The organism is Streptomyces liangshanensis (genome assembly GCF_011694815.1).
GTDB lineage: Bacteria > Actinomycetota > Actinomycetes > Streptomycetales > Streptomycetaceae > Streptomyces > Streptomyces liangshanensis.
Map to the genome: position 1 here is coordinate 6,626,605 of NZ_CP050177.1, position 17,071 is coordinate 6,643,675.

Sequence of the window (17,071 nt, forward strand, 5' to 3'; positions counted from 1 at the left end):
GATCAAGCCGCCTCTGTCCGTTTTCTGGACCGGCGGGCGGTCCGCGCCCGTGATCGTGGGAGGATCGGAGACGGCGGGCCAGGGCCGCGCACCCGGTGGCGCCGATGACGTTCCGGGCGCGAGTAAGAGGAGCACCGTTGAGCAGGTTGCGCTGGCTGACCGCGGGGGAGTCGCACGGCCCCGCCCTGGTGGCGACGCTGGAGGGTCTTCCCGCCGGTGTGCCCATCACCACGGAGATGGTGGCGGACCACCTCGCCCGGCGGCGCCTCGGCTACGGTCGCGGCGCGCGGATGAAGTTCGAGCGCGACGAGATCACCTTCCTCGGCGGCGTACGGCACGGCCTGACCATGGGGTCGCCGGTCGCGATCATGGTCGGGAACACCGAGTGGCCCAAGTGGGAACAGGTCATGTCGGCCGACCCCGTCGACCCCGAGGTGCTGGCGGGACTCGCCCGTAACGAACCCCTGACCCGGCCCCGGCCCGGCCACGCGGACCTCGCGGGCATGCAGAAGTACGGAGTGCGCGACGCCCGGCCCATCCTGGAGCGCGCCAGCGCCCGGGAGACCGCGGCCCGGGTCGCGCTCGGCGCCGTCGCCCGCTCCTACCTCAAGGAGACGGCCGGCATCGAGATCGTCTCGCACGTCGTCGAGCTGGCCGCGGCCAAGGCGCCGTACGGCGTCTACCCGCAGCCCTCCGACGTCGAGCGGCTCGACGCCGACCCGGTGCGCTGCCTCGACGCCGACGCGAGCAAGGCGATGGTCGCGGAGATCGACCAGGCCCACAAGGACGGCGACACCCTCGGCGGCGTCGTCGAGGTGCTCGCGTACGGCGTGCCCGTCGGCCTCGGCTCGCACGTCCACTGGGACCGCAGGCTCGACGCCCGGCTGGCCGCCGCGCTCATGGGCATCCAGGCGATCAAGGGCGTCGAGGTCGGGGACGGCTTCGGGCTGGCCCGGGTCCCCGGCTCCCAGGCGCACGACGAGATCCTGGCCACCGAGGACGGCGTCCGGCGCGCCTCGGGCCGCTCCGGCGGTACGGAGGGCGGCCTCACGACCGGCGAACCGCTGCGCGTACGGGCCGCGATGAAGCCCATCGCGACCGTCCCGCGCGCCCTGGCCACCGTCGACGTCGTGACGGGCGAGGCGGCGAAGGCCCACCACCAGCGCTCCGACGTGTGCGCCGTGCCCGCGGCCGGGATCGTCGCGGAGGCCATGGTCGCGCTGACGCTCGCCGACGCGGTCGCCGAGAAGTTCGGTGGCGACAGCGTGCCGGAGACCCGCCGCAACGTCGAGTCGTACCTGAAGAACCTGGTGATCCGATGACCGGCCCCGTCGTCGTGCTCGTCGGGCCCATGGGCGTCGGCAAGTCGACCGTCGGCGAGCTGCTCGCCGCCCGCCTGGGCACCCACTACCGCGACACGGACGCCGACATCGTCGCCGCCGAGGGCCGGCCGATCGCCGACATCTTCGTGGACGACGGCGAGCCGCGCTTCCGGGAGCTGGAGCGTGAGGCGGTACGGCTCGCGGTCGCCGGGCACGACGGCGTGCTGGCGCTCGGCGGCGGCGCGGTCCTCGACGAGGCCACCCGCGACCTGCTCGCCGGACTGCCCGTCGTCTACCTGACGATGGAGGTCGGCGAGGCCATCAAGCGCGTCGGGCTCAACACGGCCCGCCCACTGCTCGCCATCAACCCGCGCCAGCAGTGGAAGCAGCTGATGGAAGCCCGCAGGCACCACTACACGGACGTCGCCCGGGTGGTGGTCGCCACCGACGACCGCACCCCGGAAGAGGTCGCGGACGCCGTCCTCGACGCGCTGGAGCTCAAGCGGCCCCCCGGCACGGACCCCCGGACCCCCGGCAAGGAGAACCTCGTATGACGGACCAGGAGTCCACCCGCATCCAGGTCGGCGGCACCGCGGGACACGCGCCGTACGAGGTGCTCGTCGGCCGGCGGCTGCTCGGCGAACTGCCCGCGCTCATCGGCCCCCAGGCCCGGCGGGTCGCCGTCATCCACCCCGAGGCGCTGGCCGAGACCGGCGAGGCGCTGCGCCAGGACCTCGCGGACCAAGGGTATGAGGTCGTCGCCGTCCAGGTGCCGAACGCCGAGGAGGCCAAGACGGCCGAGGTCGCGGCGTACTGCTGGAAGGCCCTCGGGCAGACCGGCTTCACCCGTACCGACGTGATCATCGGTGTCGGCGGCGGCGCCACGACCGACCTGGCCGGCTTCGTGGCCGCCACCTGGCTGCGCGGCGTGCGCTGGATCGCCCTGCCGACCACCGTGCTGGCCATGGTCGACGCGGCCGTCGGCGGCAAGACCGGCATCAACACCGCCGAGGGCAAGAATCTCGTCGGGGCCTTCCACCCGCCCGCCGGGGTGCTCTGCGACCTCGCCGCCCTGGACTCGCTCGGGGTGCACGACTACGTCAGCGGCATGGCCGAGATCATCAAGGCCGGCTTCATCGCCGACCCCGCGATCCTCGACCTGGTCGAGGCCGACCCGCAGGGAGCGCGTACCCCCGCGGGGCCGCACACCGCCGAGCTGATCGAGCGCTCGATCCGGGTCAAGGCCGAGGTCGTCTCCAACGACCTCAAGGAGTCCGGGCTGCGGGAGATCCTCAACTACGGGCACACGCTGGCGCACGCCATCGAGAAGAACGAGCGGTACAAGTGGCGGCACGGCGCGGCCGTCTCCGTCGGCATGGTCTTCGCCGCCGAACTGGGCCGCCTGGCCGGGCGGCTGGACGACGCGACCGCCGACCGGCACCGCGCCGTCCTGGAGTCCGTCGGCCTGCCGCTCACGTACCGCGCCGACCAGTGGCCCAAGCTGCTGGAGAACATGAAGATCGACAAGAAGTCCCGGGGGAACCTGCTCCGGTTCATCGTGCTCGACGGCCTCGCCAAGCCGACCGTGCTCGAAGGTCCCGACCCGGCCGTCCTGCTCGCCGCGTACGGCGAGGTGTCGGCGTGAGCAGGCCGGTGCTGGTCCTCAACGGCCCCAACCTGGGACGGCTCGGCTCACGGGAGCCCGACGTGTACGGGTCGACGTCCTACGCCGGCCTGGTGGAGGTCTGCCAGGCGCTCGGCAAGGAGCTGGGCTTCGAGGTGGAGGTCCGCGAGACGAACGACGAGGGCGAGCTGATCCGCTGGCTCCACGAGGCCGCCGACGGTTCGATCCCCGTCGTCCTGAACCCCGGGGCGTTCACGCACTACTCGTACGGCATGCGCGACGCGGCGGCCCAGCGCACCGCGCCCCTCATCGAGGTGCACCTCTCGAACCCGTACGCACGCGAGGAGTTCCGCCACACCTCGGTGGTCGCGGCCGTCGCCAGCGGAACGGTCGCGGGCTTCGGCATCGGGTCGTACCGGCTGGCGCTGCGGGCGCTGGCGGACGAACTGACCGGCTGACGGGCCACCCCGGGCACTCGGGCGTGCCCCCGGCCGTTCCCAGGGGGACCGCCGGGGGCGGTACCGTGTCGCAGCGCGGGAACCACGCGACCGGGACCCGGCGTCAGACGCACCAGCCAGTTGTACGAACCGGCCGGTCAACGGGTCGGCCGGACGAGTCGAGTCAGTCGCACGAGACGGAGTGGCACCGGATGCAGCACGCAGTGGGGGCTCCGCTGCCGCCTCACCAGGGGTCGGCGCACGGCGGTTGGGCGCGGCAGGTACCTCCGCCCGGCGCGCAGGACCAGCCGCCGCCCGCACCGGGCTGGCACCACCCGCCGCAGGGTCCGCCTTCGCCGCCGCAGGGACCCGCCCAGGGCCCGCCCGTACCGCCGCGGGGACCCGCGCAGGGTCCGCCCGTACCGCCCCACGGCCCCGCCCAGGGCCAGCCGGCCCCGCCCCACGGCCCCCCGCCCGGCCCGCCCCGGCCGCCGCAGGGCAACCCCCCGGGCAACCCCCAGGGCCCGCCCCGGCCGCCCCAGGGCCCTCCGCATCCTCCGCAGGGCCCGCCGCCGCACCACCCGCAGTACCGCCCGCAGCCGGGCCACGCTCCCCGGCACGCCCCCGTACCGCCCCCCGGCCGTCCCTCGGGACCGCCGTCGTCCGACGTCACCGGGCACATCCAGCTGCCGCCCGGCGGCCCCGTGCCCATCCCCGCCCCGCTCCCCGGCGACAGCGGCACGGGCGTGGCCACGCTCGCCGTGCTGCTCATCGGCCCGGCCGGCGCGGGCAAGACGACGGTGGCCCGCCACTGGGCGCAGAGCCGCCGCGTGCCGACGGCGCACATCAGCCTGGACGACGTCCGCGAGTGGGTGTGCTCGGGCTTCGCCGACCCGCAGTCGGGGTGGAACGACCACTCCGAGGCGCAGTACCGCCTGGCCCGCCGCACCTGCGGCTTCGCCGCCCGCAACTTCCTCGCCAACGGGATCTCGTGCATCCTCGACGACGCGGTCTTCCCCGACCGCCCGGTCGTGGGCCTCGGCGGCTGGAAGCGCCACGTCGGCCCCGGGCTGCTGCCGGTCGTCCTGCTCCCGGGCCTGGAGATCGTGCTGGAGCGCAACGCGGAACGCACCGGCAACCGCCGGCTCGCGGATGAGGAGGTGGCGGGGATTCATGGGCGTATGGCCGGCTGGTACGGCTCGGGGCTGCCGATCATCGACAACTCCAAGTACGACGTCGAAACGACAGCCCGAGTCCTGGACGACGTCCTAGCCCGAGCCCTCACCAGCCCCCCGAGCTGGTAACCCCGGTCCTCAATCGCCGGACGGGCTTCGGGGCCGGTGGGCCGCGCGGCTCAAAGATGTCCTCAATCGCCGGACGGGCTTGAGGGGGTTGCGGTCGGGTCGTGACCTTGCGGTCAAGGACGTCCTCAAGCGCCGGACGGGCTGGATGTGGCTCGGGCCCGATGACCGTGCGGGTCAAGGATGTCCTCAAGCGCCGGACGGGCTGAAAAGAAGCCTGGGGTGGGCCGGGTTGTTCAGGCGTGCGCCTGGAAGGGGGGCGGGCAGGGGTCGTGTCCGGAACGTAGAGCGTGTTTTGTGTCGCGTGACGAGGGTTAACAAGACAACTGGTTGCGCGCGACGTAAAACATGCAGTGCAGGACATGGCCCCTGCCCGACCCCCGGCGACAACCCGAGGATGGCCACCGGGCCGCAGCGGCACAATCAAGCCCGTCCGGCGATTGAGGACAAAGCAGTAAGCCGAGCCAAGCCCCCGGTCGGCCGCGCTGGGACGGCGGGAACGGAGCTTCGCTCCTACGCTCGGACCATGTCACAGGTGTATGCGGCCCGCCGGGCGCGTCTGCGCGACCGGTGCTCCGCGGCAGGCGACGCGGCGGCCCTGATCTCAAGGCCCGCCAACGTCCGCTATCTCGCCGGCGGCGCCCCACCCGGCGCGGTGCTCCTCCTCGGCCCGGACGAGGACGTACTCCTGTGCCCCCGCACCCCCGTCCCCGAGTCCACCGCGGGCCACGTGGACGACGAACTGCGCCTCACCGTCCTCCCCGCCGGCCACGGCGGCGACCCGGCCGTCGCCGCCGCCGGCGTGCTCGCCCGGGCCGGTGCGGACTCGCTGGCCGTCGAGGAACACCACCTCACCGTCGCCCGGCACCGCGCCCTCGGCTCCGCCGCCCCGGGCCTGCGCCTCGCCGACCTGGGCGCGGCCGTCGAGCACCAGCGGATCGTCAAGGACGAGGAGGAGATCGCCTGCCTGCGGATCGCCGCCGAGATCGCCGACCACGCGCTGGGCGAGCTGCTGGAGTCGATCCTCGTCGGCCGCACCGAACGCCACCTCGCGCTGGAACTGGAGCGCAGACTCGTCGACCACGGCGCCGACGGCCCCGCCTTCCCCACCGCCGTCGCCACCGGCCCCCACTCGGGCCGCCCGGACCACCGCCCGTCGGACCGGAGGGTCGAGGAGGGTGATTTCCTGTCCGTCACCCTCGGCGCCGACTACCGCGGCTACCGCTGCCTCATCGGCCGTACGTTTGTCATCGGGACGTCCCCCGCCGACTGGCAGATCGACCTGTACGAGCTGGTCTTCGGGGCACAACGGGCAGGTCGGGAGGTCCTTGTGCCCGGCAAGGGATACCGCGACGTGGACCGCGCGGCCCGGCAGCCGCTGGAGGCCGCGGGCCACTCGGAGGGCCTCGCTCCCCGTACGGGGCACGGCGTCGGGCTCGAAATCGACGAGGACCCGCAGATCGCCCCCGCCACCATGGGTAAACTGGACGCTTGTGTGCCGGTCACCGTCGGACCGGGGGTCCACCTTCCGGGCCGGGGCGGTGTCCGGATCGATGACACGCTCGTCGTCCGCCCCGAGGCGGACGGCGGACCCGAGCTACTCACCATTACGACCAAGGAGCTGCTCGCGCTCTAGCGCGGCGCACCCCTGGTCGTCCGCCAGCTTTCAGTCCAGGAGATTCCGCAACCGTGGCTTCCACGAACGACCTCAAGAACGGCCTGGTGCTCAAGCTCGACGGGGGCCAGCTCTGGTCCGTCGTCGAGTTCCAGCACGTCAAGCCCGGCAAGGGCCCGGCCTTCGTGCGCACCAAGCTGAAGAACGTGCTCTCCGGCAAGGTCGTCGACAAGACCTTCAACGCCGGCGTGAAGGTCGAGACGGCCACCGTTGACCGCCGTGACATGCAGTTCTCGTACATGGACGGCGAGTACTACGTCTTCATGGACATGGACACGTACGACCAGCTCATGGTCGACCGCAAGTCCGTCGGCAACGCCGCGAACTACCTGATCGAGGGCTTCACCGCCAGCGTCGCCCAGCACGAGGGCGAGGTGCTCTACGTGGAGCTGCCCGCCGCCGTCGAGCTGGTCATCCAGCACACCGACCCGGGCCTCCAGGGCGACCGCTCCACCGGCGGCACCAAGCCGGCCACGCTGGAGACCGGCTACGAGATCGGCGTCCCGCTCTTCATCACCACCGGTGAGAAGATCAAGGTCGACACCCGCACCGGCGACTACCTCGGCCGGGTGAACAGCTAACCGTGGCTGCCCGGAACAAGGCCCGTAAGCGGGCCTTCCAGATCCTCTTCGAGGCCGACCAGCGCGGAGCGCCCGTGCAGACGGTCCTCGCGGACTGGATACGGCATGCCAGGACCGACGAGCGCCAGCCGCCGGTCGGTGAGTACACCATGGAGCTGGTCGAGGGGTACGCGGAGTACGCGGACCGCATCGACGACCTCATCTCCACCTACGCGGTCGGCTGGACGCTCGACCGCATGCCGGTCGTCGACCGGAACATCGTGCGGCTCGCCGCGTACGAGCTGGTCTGGGTGGACGACACCCCGGACGCCGTGGTGATCGACGAGGCGGTGCAGCTCGCCAAGGAGTTCTCGACCGACGACTCCCCGTCCTTCGTGAACGGCCTCCTGGGCCGTTTCAAGGAGCTGAAGCCGAGCCTGCGCCGCGTCGTGGACACGCCTTAGGGCGGATACCACGACGAGGCGCCGGACCGGTTCCGCGACTTCGCGGACCCCCGTGCGCTTCCCGTCGCCGGGCAGGCCGACCAACAACCTGCCCGGCGACGCCCATGTCCGGCGACGCCCGTGTCCGGGCGACCGGGATGTCCTCGCGACGCCGATGTCCGGGCGACGCCCGTTTCTGGTGATCCCCGTGTCCGGGTGACGCCCGTGTCCGGTGACGCCCGTGTCCGGTGACCCCCATGTCCGGAGCTGCCCACGTCCGGAGCCGGCGTCCGCCTGCCGGCGAACCCTCCCGTCGCCCGCCGGCGTCCGCCTGCGGGCGAACCCCCGCGTCGGGCCGCCCACGTACGGAGCTACCCACGTCCGGAGCCGGTTTCCGCCCGCCGGCAAACCCCCGCGTCGCCCCGCCCGCGCGGAAAGCTGGCCCCGAGCCGCCCTGCCCGCCCGCGCCGGGAACGCCACCGAGCCGCGTGCCCGCCCGCCCGCGCCCGGGAAGGCCGCCCCGAGCCCCCTAGCCCCCGTCTGTGCCCCCGGGCACGCGAGCCGCCCTGCCCGCCCGCGCCCGAGAAGGCCCCCCGAGCCGCCTGACGCCCGTCTGGGCCTCCCCGGGCACCCCGCTCACCCGGATGCCCGGCCCCCCGCGCGCAGGCCCGTGGCGCCGCCCTGGAGTCGGTCCGCGGCGCCTCCGGAGCCCCACGAGTGCCGCTGAACCTCAGGAGCCACACCCCACGGCCCCCGTCGGCCCGGCTCCCCGCACCCGGACACACCGGAAAACCCGGACACACCGGAAAGCCCCGGACACGGCGGAAGGACGGGCCCATGACATGGGCCCGTCCTCCCGACGTGACGTTTCTGCGGGTTTCCGCGAGGCGCGGTCAGCCCTCGTCGTGCGCGACGGCACGGCGGGCGTCGGCGTCCAGGACTCCCCAGCTGATGAGCTGCTCGGTCAGGACCGACGGCGACTGGTCGTAGATGACCGCGAGGGTGCGCAGGTCGTCCTGGCGGATCGACAGCACCTTGCCGTTGTAATCCCCGCGCTGGCTCTGGATCGTCGCCGCGTAACGCTGGAGAGGGCCTGCCTTCTCCTGCGGCACGTGGGCCAGCCGCTCCAGCTGGAGGACCAGCTTCGGCGGCGGCTCGGCGGCGCCGCCGGGCGTCGTCCCGGGCAGGAGCTCCTGCACCGGGACCCCGTAGAAATCCGCCAGCTCGGCGAGGCGCTGCACCGTGACGGCACGGTCGCCGCGCTCGTACGAACCGACCACGACGGCCTTCCAGCGGCCCTGGGACTTCTCCTCCACGCCATGGAGCGAGAGGCCCTGCTGGGTGCGGATGGCGCGGAGTTTGGCCCCGAGCTGCTTTGCGTATTCGCTGGACATATAGCTCCCCGGACGAAGTCTGGTAACTCACTGTGAGGTTACGCAGCGTTACTTGGATGCGTCAAGCCGAATGGTCCGTACCGCCCTTCCGCACAGCCTCGCGGCCCGTCCCCCACAGGGGGTGCCACCAGGCACTCCACCGTGCCCTGGTAACGTGGGTGGCGCAATTTCGACGTCCTTTAAGATCCGTCCCGTGAGGCGGAGAAGGAGGTCCGTTTCCAATGGACTCGCAGAACCCTGCCCACAGCTCCGAGGCCGCGCGCCCCGTGCTGGAGGCCCCCGACATCGCCCGGGTCCTCACCCGCATCGCCCACGAGATCGTCGAGCGCGCCAGAGGCGCCGAGGACGTCGTCCTGCTCGGGATCCCCACCCGCGGCGTGTACCTCGCCCGTCGGCTGGCGGACCGGCTCGCGGAGATCACCGGACGCACGATCCCGGTCGGCTCCCTGGACATCACGATGTACCGCGACGACCTGCGCATGCGGCCCGCCCGCGCGCTGGGCCGCACCGACATCCCCGCCGACGGCGTCGACGGACGCCTCGTCGTCCTCGTGGACGACGTGCTCTTCTCCGGCCGTACGATCCGCGCGGCGCTCGACGCGCTCGGCGACATCGGCCGCCCCAGGGCCGTCCAGCTCGCGGTCCTCGTCGACCGCGGCCACCGCGAACTGCCGATCCGCGCCGACTACGTCGGCAAGAACCTCCCCACGTCGCTGCGGGAGACGGTCAAGGTCCAGCTCGCCGAGGAGGACGGGCGCGACACGGTCCTGCTCGGCCTGCGCCGGCCCGCCACGTCCGGCGAGCGGTAGCCGCAGCTCCCGTACGCCCCCGACCCACCCGTACGGCAGCGCTCGCGCGCCCGCACACCGCCACCACCTCCGGAGCAGACACCCGATGCTGCGTCTCCCAGGGACAAGCCCCCGCACGCCCGGCCACCTCATCTCCGCCGCCGATCTCACCCGCGACGAGGCCGTCAACATCCTCGACACCGCCGAGGAGATGGCCAGGGTCGCCGACCGGCCCATCAAGAAACTGCCCACCCTCCGCGGCCGTACCGTCGTGAACCTCTTCTTCGAGGACTCGACCCGGACCCGGATCTCCTTCGAGGCCGCCGCCAAGCGCCTCTCCGCGGACGTCATCAACTTCTCCGCGAAGGGTTCGTCCGTCTCCAAGGGCGAGTCGCTCAAGGACACCGCCCTGACCCTGGAGGCGATGGGCGCCGACGCCGTCGTCATCCGGCACGGCGCCTCCGGCGCCCCCTACCGGCTCGCCACCTCCGGCTGGATCGAGGGCGTCGTCGTCAACGCGGGCGACGGCACCCACGAACACCCCACCCAGGCACTCCTGGACGCGTTCACCCTGCGCCGCCGCCTCGTCGGCGCCGACCAGGGCATCGGCCGCGACCTGGAAGGACGGCGCGTCACGATCGTCGGCGACGTCCTGCACAGCCGCGTCGCCCGCTCCAACATCCTGCTGCTCCACACCCTGGGCGCCCAGGTCACCGTGGTCGCCCCGCCCACCCTCGTCCCCATCGGCGTCGAGCAGTGGCCCTGCGAGGTCAGCTACGACCTCGACAAGGTGCTCCCCGCCTCCGACGCCGTCATGATGCTGCGCGTGCAGCGCGAGCGGATGAACGCCGCCTTCTTCCCCACCGAGCGGGAGTACTCCCGCCGGTACGGCCTGAACGGCGACCGGATGGCCCGGATGCCCGGGCACTCCGTCGTGATGCACCCCGGACCGATGAACCGCGGGATGGAGATCACCGCCGAGGTCGCCGACTCCGACCGCTGCACGGCCGTCGAACAGGTCGCCAACGGTGTCTCGATCCGCATGGCCGTGCTCTACCTGCTGCTGGGCGGCAACGAGCCCGCCGTCAGCCACGCCCGTACCGAGGAGAACAAGTAACCATGACCAAGATCCTTGTCCGGGGCGCCCGGGTGCTCGGCGGCGCGGCGCGTGACGTCCTCATCGACGGCGAGACGATCGCGGAGGTCGGCGCCGGGCTCGACGCCGACGGCGCGACCGTGATCGAGGCGGACGGGCTGGTCCTGCTGCCCGGTCTGGTCGACCTCCACACCCACCTGCGCGAGCCGGGACGCGAGGACTCCGAGACGGTCCTCACCGGCACCAGGGCGGCGGCGATCGGCGGCTTCACGGCCGTCCACGCCATGGCCAACACCTTCCCCGTCGCCGACACCGCCGGCGTGGTCGAGCAGGTCTGGCGCCTCGGCCGCGAGTCCGGCTACTGCGACGTGCAGCCCATCGGCGCGGTCACCGTCGGCCTGGAGGGCAAGCAGCTCGCCGAGCTGGGCGCCATGCACGACTCCGCGGCCGGCGTACGGGTCTTCTCCGACGACGGCAAGTGCGTGGACGACGCCGTGATCATGCGCCGCGCGCTGGAGTACGTGAAGGCCTTCGACGGCGTCGTCGCCCAGCACGCCCAGGAGCCCCGGCTCACCGAGGGCGCGCAGATGAACGAGGGCGTCGTCTCCGCCGAACTGGGCCTCGGCGGCTGGCCCGCCGTCGCCGAGGAGTCGATCATCGCCCGCGACGTCCTGCTCGCCGCGCACGTCGGCTCGCGGCTGCACATCTGCCACCTCTCCACGGCCGGTTCGGTCGAGCTGGTCCGCTGGGCCAAGTCCAAGGGCTGGAACGTCACCGCCGAGGTCACCCCGCACCACCTGCTCCTCACCGACGAGCTCGTACGGTCGTACAACCCGGTCTACAAGGTGAACCCGCCGCTTCGTACGGAGGCCGACGTGCTGGCCCTGCGCGAGGCGCTCGCCGACGGCACGATCGACTGCGTCGCCACCGACCACGCGCCGCACCCGCACGAGGACAAGGACTGCGAGTGGGCCGCGGCGGCCATGGGCATGGTGGGCCTGGAGACCGCCCTCTCCGTCGTCCAGCAGACGATGGTCGACACCGGGCTCCTCGACTGGGCGGGGGTCGCGGACCGGATGTCGTTCCGCCCGGCGAGGATCGGCCGCCTCGACGGCCACGGCCGTCCCGTCTCGGCAGGCGAGCCCGCCAACCTCACCCTGGTCGATCCGGCTTACCGTGGTGTCGTGGACCCGGCGGGTTTCGCCTCCCGCAGCCGCAACACCCCCTACGAGGGACGCGAGCTGCCGGGACGCGTGACCCACACCTTCCTGCGGGGCCGCGCCACGGTCGTCGACGGGAATCTGGCGTGACAAGCGTGACCACTGCGAACCTCCTCACCACCCTGGCCGCCGAGCAGAAGTCGGCGGACGTCACGGACTGGGCCGCCAGGATCGGCTGGGTCGTCGGCCTGCTGTTCTTCGTCGTGCTCGTCTACTGGCTGATGCGGCAGGGCTGGAAATGGCGCGGCAGCCTCCAGTCCGACGTACCGGACCTGCCCACGGCGCCGGAGACCCCGGGCGAGCCCCGGCTGACCCTGACCGGCCGCTACCACGGCTCGACGACCGCCGGGCAGTGGCTCGACCGGATCGTCGCCCACGGGCTCGGCACCCGCAGCCGCGTCGAACTGACCCTGACCGACGCGGGACTGGACGTGGTACGCCCCGGCGCCACCGACTTCTTCGTCCCCGCCGACCGGTTGCGCGAGGCCCGGCTCGACAAGGGCATCGCGGGCAAGGTCCTCGCCGAGGGCGGCCTGCTGATCGTCACCTGGCAGCACGGCGACCGGCTCATCGACTCCGGCTTCCGGTCCGACCGGTCGGCCGAGCAGGCGGAGTGGGTCGACGCGATCAACGCGATGACCCCCGCCACCACATCCCTCACCACGACGGAAGGCGCATCATGACCACCTCCCCCCGGGGATCCGCCCGTGACAAGGCGTCTCCCGCCGTGCTCGTCCTGGAGGATGGCCGCAGTTTCCGCGGCCGCGCCTACGGGGCCGTGGGGGAGACGTTCGGCGAGGCGGTGTTCTCCACCGGCATGACCGGCTACCAGGAGACCCTCACCGACCCCTCGTACCACCGCCAGGTGGTCGTCATGACGGCCCCGCACGTCGGCAACACCGGCATCAACGACGAGGACCAGGAGTCCCGCCGCATCTGGGTCTCCGGCTATGTCGTACGGGACCCCGCGCGCATCCCGTCCAACTGGCGCTCGCGGCGCTCGCTGGACGACGAACTCACCGCCCAGGGCGTCGTCGGCATCAGCGGCATCGACACCCGCGCCCTCACCCGCCACCTGCGCGAGCGGGGCGCGATGCGCGTCGGCATCTTCTCCGGGGACGCCCTCGACAGCGCCTCGGGCAAGGGCGCCGCGGACGGGGCGGCGCTGCTCGCCCGGGTCCTGCGGGCCCCCGAGATGACCGGCGCCGAGCTGTCGTCCGAGGTCACCACCGCCGAGCCGTACGTCGTGCCCGCGATCGGCACCAAGCGGTTCACCGTCGCCGCCCTCGACCTCGGCATCAAGGGCATGACCCCGCACCGGCTGGCCGAGCGCGGCATCGAGGTCCACGTCCTGCCCGCCTCCGCCACCCTGGACGACGTCTACGCGACCACCCCCGACGGGGTGTTCCTCTCCAACGGGCCCGGCGACCCCGCCACCGCCGACCTCACCGTCGTCAAGGGCGTCCTGGAGCGCGGCACCCCGCTCTTCGGGATCTGCTTCGGCAACCAGCTGCTCGGCCGCGCGCTGGGCTTCGGCACGTACAAGCTCAAGTACGGCCACCGCGGCATCAACCAGCCCGTGCAGGACCGCACCACCGGGAAGGTCGAGGTCACCGCGCACAACCACGGGTTCGCCGTCGACGCCCCGCTCGACCGGGTCTCCGAGACCCCCTACGGCCGCGCCGAGGTCACCCACGTCTGCCTCAACGACAACGTGGTCGAGGGGCTGCGGCTGCTCGACCGGCCGGTGTTCAGCGTCCAGTACCACCCGGAGGCGGCCGCGGGCCCGCACGACGCCGCGTACCTCTTCGACCGCTTCACATCCCTGATGGAGGACCAGCGTGCCTAAGCGCACCGATATCCAGTCCGTCCTGGTCATCGGATCAGGACCGATCGTCATCGGCCAGGCCGCTGAGTTCGACTACTCCGGCACCCAGGCCTGCCGGGTCCTCAAGTCCGAGGGCCTGCGGGTCATCCTGGTCAACTCCAACCCCGCCACGATCATGACGGACCCGGAGATCGCCGACGCCACGTACGTCGAGCCGATCACCCCCGAGTTCGTCGAGAAGATCATCGCCAAGGAGCGCCCCGACGCGCTGCTGCCCACCCTCGGCGGCCAGACCGCGCTGAACACCGCCATCTCCATGCACGAGCAGGGTGTCCTGGAGAAGTACGGCGTCGAGCTGATCGGCGCCAACGTCGAGGCGATCAACAAGGGCGAGGACCGGGAGCTCTTCAAGGGCGTGGTCGAGGCCGTCCGCGCCAAGATCGGCCACGGCGAGTCCGCCCGCTCGGTGATCTGCCACACGATGGACGACGTCCTCGGCGGCGTGGAGACGCTCGGCGGCTACCCCGTCGTCGTCCGCCCCTCCTTCACCATGGGCGGCGCCGGCTCCGGCTTCGCCCACGACGAGGAGGAGCTGCGCCGGATCGCCGGCCAGGGACTCATGCTCTCGCCGACCACCGAGGTGCTCCTGGAGGAGTCCATCCTCGGCTGGAAGGAGTACGAGCTGGAGCTGATGCGCGACAAGAAGGACAACGTCGTCGTTGTCTGTTCCATCGAGAACTTCGACCCGATGGGCGTCCACACCGGTGACTCGATCACCGTCGCGCCCGCGATGACGCTGACCGACCGCGAGTACCAGACCCTGCGGGACGTCGGCATCGCGATCATCCGCGAGGTCGGCGTGGACACCGGCGGCTGCAACATCCAGTTCGCGGTCAACCCCGACGACGGCCGCATCATCGTCATCGAGATGAACCCCCGCGTCTCCCGGTCCTCCGCGCTCGCCTCCAAGGCCACCGGCTTCCCGATCGCCAAGATCGCCGCCCGGCTCGCCGTCGGCTACACGCTGGACGAGATCCCCAACGACATCACCGAGAAGACCCCGGCGTCCTTCGAGCCGACCCTCGACTACGTCGTCGTGAAGGTCCCGCGCTTCGCCTTCGAGAAGTTCCCGCTCGCCGACGCCACCCTCACCACCACCATGAAGTCGGTGGGCGAGGCCATGGCCATCGGCCGCAACTTCACCGAGGCGCTCCAGAAGGCCCTGCGCTCCCTGGAGAAGGCCGGCAGCCAGTTCGACTTCACCGGCGCGCCCGGCGACAAGGACGCGCTGCTGGAGACCGCCAAGGTCCCCACCGACGGCCGGATCAACACCGTGATGCGGGCGATCCGGGCCGGCGCCACCCAGGAGGAGGTCTTCGACGCGACGAGGATCGACCCGTGGTTCGTGGACCAGCTGTTCCTGATCAAGGAGTACGCCGACGAACTGGCCGACGCCGACCGGCTCTTCCCCGAGCTGCTCGCCGAGGTCAAGCGGCACGGCTTCTCCGACGCCCAGATCGGCGCGATCCGCGGACTGCGCGAGGACGTCGTCCGTGAGGTCAGGCACTCCCTGGGAGTCCGCCCCGTCTACAAGACGGTCGACACCTGCGCCGCCGAGTTCGCCGCGAAGACCCCGTACTTCTACTCCTCGTACGACGAGGAGAGCGAGGTCGCGCCCCGCGAGAAGCCCGCCGTGATCATCCTCGGCTCGGGGCCGAACCGGATCGGCCAGGGCATCGAGTTCGACTACTCGTGCGTCCACGCCTCCTTCGCGCTCAGCGACGCCGGCTACGAGACCGTGATGGTCAACTGCAACCCCGAGACGGTCTCCACCGACTACGACACCTCCGACCGGCTGTACTTCGAGCCGCTCACCCTGGAGGACGTGCTGGAGATCGTGCACGCCGAGTCGCTGGCCGGGCCGATCGCCGGTGTGGTCGTCCAGCTCGGCGGCCAGACCCCGCTGGGCCTCGCCCAGGCGCTCAAGGACAACGGCGTCCCCGTCGTCGGCACGCCCCCCGAGGCGATCCACGCCGCCGAGGACCGCGGCGCGTTCGGCCGGGTCCTCGCCGAGGCCGGGCTGCCCGCGCCCAAGCACGGCACCGCCACCACCTTCGCCGGGGCCAAGGCCATCGCCGACGAGATCGGCTACCCCGTCCTCGTCCGCCCGTCGTACGTGCTGGGCGGGCGCGGCATGGAGATCGTGTACGACGAGACGCGCCTGTCCTCGTACATCGCCGAGTCCACCGAGATCAGCCCCACCCGCCCGGTCCTCGTCGACCGCTTCCTCGACGACGCCATCGAGATCGACGTGGACGCGCTCTACGACGGCACCGAGCTGTACCTGGGCGGCGTCATGGAGCACATCGAGGAGGCCGGGATCCACTCCGGCGACTCGGCGTGCGCCCTGCCGCCCATCACCCTCGGCGGCTACGACATCAAGCGGCTGCGCACGTCCACGGAGGCCATCGCCAAGGGCGTCGGCGTCCGCGGCCTCATCAACATCCAGTTCGCCCTGGCCGGGGACATCCTGTACGTCCTGGAGGCCAACCCGCGCGCCTCCCGTACCGTCCCCTTCACCTCCAAGGCGACCGCCGTACCGCTCGCCAAGGCCGCCGCCCGCATCTCGCTCGGCGCCACCATCGCCGGACTGCGCGAGGAGGGCCTGCTGCCCGCGCACGGCGACGGCGGCACGCTCCCGCTGGACGGGCCGATCTCCGTCAAGGAGGCCGTGATGCCGTGGTCGCGCTTCCGCGACGTCCACGGACGCGGCGTCGACACCGTCCTCGGCCCGGAGATGCGCTCCACCGGCGAGGTCATGGGCATCGACTCCGCCTTCGGCACCGCCTACGCCAAGTCCCAGGCGGGCGCGTACGGGCCGCTGCCGACCAAGGGACGCGCCTTCATCTCCGTCGCCAACCGCGACAAGCGTTCGATGATCTTCCCGGCGCGCGAGCTGGTCGCCCACGGCTTCGAGCTGCTCGCCACGTCCGGCACCGCCGAGGTCCTCAAGCGCAACGGGATCAAGGCCAGGGTCGTACGCAAGCAGTTCGAGGGCGAGGGCCCCAACGGCGAGCAGACCATCGTCCAGCTCATCCACGCCGGCGAGGTCGACCTCATCGTCAACACCCCGTACGGCACCGGCGGCCGGCTCGACGGCTACGACATCCGCACCGCGGCCGTGGCGCGCGGCGTCCCGTGCCTCACGACGGTCCAGGCGCTCGCCGCCGCCGTCCAGGGCATCGACGCGCTCACCCAGGGCGACATCGGCGTCCGTTCCCTCCAGGAACACGCGCGGAACCTGATCGCGGCCCGCGAGGACCAGTAGCCCGCACACGAGGGGGGACACCGGAACCGGTGTCCCCCCTCGTGCATGACCTCCC

15 protein-coding genes are annotated in these 17,071 nt (G+C 72.2%); 14 read left to right on the forward strand and 1 reads right to left on the reverse strand.

The features are described 5' to 3' along the window. Positions 1-137: 137 nt before the first annotated feature. From aroC to nusB, 8 genes are all read left to right on the forward strand, one after another. Positions 138-1,322 carry a chorismate synthase gene (aroC, locus tag HA039_RS28775; RefSeq protein WP_167034249.1) on the forward strand — a complete coding sequence of 395 codons (1,185 nt, stop codon included), beginning with the start codon at positions 138-140 and terminating at the stop codon, positions 1,320-1,322. Continuing rightward, positions 1,319-1,876, forward strand: a complete 558-nt coding sequence (locus HA039_RS28780; protein ID WP_167034250.1) for a shikimate kinase — start codon at positions 1,319-1,321, stop codon at positions 1,874-1,876. Before aroC ends, HA039_RS28780 begins: the two co-directional genes overlap by 4 nt. Next, a complete protein-coding gene (gene aroB / locus HA039_RS28785) occupies positions 1,873-2,967 on the forward strand; it encodes a 3-dehydroquinate synthase (RefSeq protein WP_167034251.1) in 1,095 nt (364 codons plus the stop codon). The genes HA039_RS28780 and aroB overlap by 4 nt, the downstream gene beginning before the upstream one ends. Next, positions 2,964-3,404 (forward strand): type II 3-dehydroquinate dehydratase, encoded by a 441-nt coding sequence (gene aroQ / locus HA039_RS28790; protein WP_167034252.1) that lies wholly within the window; start codon positions 2,964-2,966, stop codon positions 3,402-3,404. The genes aroB and aroQ overlap by 4 nt, the downstream gene beginning before the upstream one ends. Positions 3,405-3,595: 191 nt before the next feature. After that, entirely contained in the window at positions 3,596-4,687 is a 1,092-nt protein-coding gene (locus tag HA039_RS28795) for an AAA family ATPase (protein ID WP_167034253.1), read from the forward strand. A 523-nt stretch (positions 4,688-5,210) separates the two neighbouring features. Then, positions 5,211-6,320, forward strand: a complete 1,110-nt coding sequence (locus HA039_RS28800; RefSeq protein ID WP_167034254.1) for an aminopeptidase P family protein — start codon at positions 5,211-5,213, stop codon at positions 6,318-6,320. A 53-nt stretch (positions 6,321-6,373) separates the two neighbouring features. Then, positions 6,374-6,940, forward strand: a complete 567-nt coding sequence (efp, locus tag HA039_RS28805; protein WP_161310969.1) for an elongation factor P — start codon at positions 6,374-6,376, stop codon at positions 6,938-6,940. A gap of 2 nt (positions 6,941-6,942) precedes the next feature. Then, positions 6,943-7,383: a transcription antitermination factor NusB gene (gene nusB, locus HA039_RS28810; protein ID WP_167034255.1), complete on the forward strand. Its 441-nt coding sequence runs from the start codon at positions 6,943-6,945 to the stop codon at positions 7,381-7,383. 872 nt (positions 7,384-8,255) lie between these two features. Here the strand turns inward: nusB and bldD are convergent. Then, positions 8,256-8,756 (reverse strand): transcriptional regulator BldD, encoded by a 501-nt coding sequence (bldD, locus tag HA039_RS28815; protein WP_161310967.1) that lies wholly within the window; start codon positions 8,754-8,756, stop codon positions 8,256-8,258. Between the two features lie 221 nt (positions 8,757-8,977). Between bldD and pyrR the strand changes: the two genes are divergently transcribed. From pyrR to carB, 6 genes are all read left to right on the forward strand, one after another. Further along, a complete protein-coding gene (gene pyrR, locus HA039_RS28820) occupies positions 8,978-9,565 on the forward strand; it encodes a bifunctional pyr operon transcriptional regulator/uracil phosphoribosyltransferase PyrR (protein WP_167034256.1) in 588 nt (195 codons plus the stop codon). 85 nt (positions 9,566-9,650) lie between these two features. After that, positions 9,651-10,661: an aspartate carbamoyltransferase catalytic subunit gene (locus HA039_RS28825; protein ID WP_167034257.1), complete on the forward strand. Its 1,011-nt coding sequence runs from the start codon at positions 9,651-9,653 to the stop codon at positions 10,659-10,661. 2 nt (positions 10,662-10,663) lie between these two features. Beyond that, the gene (locus HA039_RS28830; protein ID WP_167034258.1) at positions 10,664-11,950 is read left to right on the forward strand and encodes a dihydroorotase; all 1,287 of its coding nucleotides are present in this window, start codon (positions 10,664-10,666) and stop codon (positions 11,948-11,950) included. Between the two features lie 5 nt (positions 11,951-11,955). Then, the gene (locus HA039_RS28835; RefSeq protein ID WP_167034259.1) at positions 11,956-12,543 is read left to right on the forward strand and encodes a PH-like domain-containing protein; all 588 of its coding nucleotides are present in this window, start codon (positions 11,956-11,958) and stop codon (positions 12,541-12,543) included. Beyond that, on the forward strand, positions 12,540-13,709 hold the full coding sequence (carA, locus tag HA039_RS28840; protein WP_167034260.1) for a glutamine-hydrolyzing carbamoyl-phosphate synthase small subunit: 1,170 nt from the start codon (positions 12,540-12,542) through the stop codon (positions 13,707-13,709). Before HA039_RS28835 ends, carA begins: the two co-directional genes overlap by 4 nt. Next, a complete protein-coding gene (carB, locus tag HA039_RS28845; RefSeq protein ID WP_167034261.1) occupies positions 13,702-17,016 on the forward strand; it encodes a carbamoyl-phosphate synthase large subunit in 3,315 nt (1,104 codons plus the stop codon). The genes carA and carB overlap by 8 nt, the downstream gene beginning before the upstream one ends. The last annotated feature ends 55 nt before the right edge of the window (positions 17,017-17,071 follow it).

Bases quoted from the DNA above. Each gene is read 5' to 3' on its own strand.
- HA039_RS28780 (WP_167034250.1), top strand. From the start codon at position 1,319: ATGACCGGCCCCGTCGTCGTGCTCGTCGGGCCCATGGGCGTCGGCAAG.
- aroB (WP_167034251.1), top strand. From the start codon at position 1,873: ATGACGGACCAGGAGTCCACCCGCATCCAGGTCGGCGGCACCGCGGGA.
- HA039_RS28795 (WP_167034253.1), top strand. From the start codon at position 3,596: ATGCAGCACGCAGTGGGGGCTCCGCTGCCGCCTCACCAGGGGTCGGCG.
- HA039_RS28800 (WP_167034254.1), top strand. From the start codon at position 5,211: ATGTCACAGGTGTATGCGGCCCGCCGGGCGCGTCTGCGCGACCGGTGC.
- bldD (WP_161310967.1), bottom strand. From the start codon at position 8,756: ATGTCCAGCGAATACGCAAAGCAGCTCGGGGCCAAACTCCGCGCCATC.
- pyrR (WP_167034256.1), top strand. From the start codon at position 8,978: ATGGACTCGCAGAACCCTGCCCACAGCTCCGAGGCCGCGCGCCCCGTG.
- HA039_RS28825 (WP_167034257.1), top strand. From the start codon at position 9,651: ATGCTGCGTCTCCCAGGGACAAGCCCCCGCACGCCCGGCCACCTCATC.
- HA039_RS28830 (WP_167034258.1), top strand. From the start codon at position 10,664: ATGACCAAGATCCTTGTCCGGGGCGCCCGGGTGCTCGGCGGCGCGGCG.
- carA (WP_167034260.1), top strand. From the start codon at position 12,540: ATGACCACCTCCCCCCGGGGATCCGCCCGTGACAAGGCGTCTCCCGCC.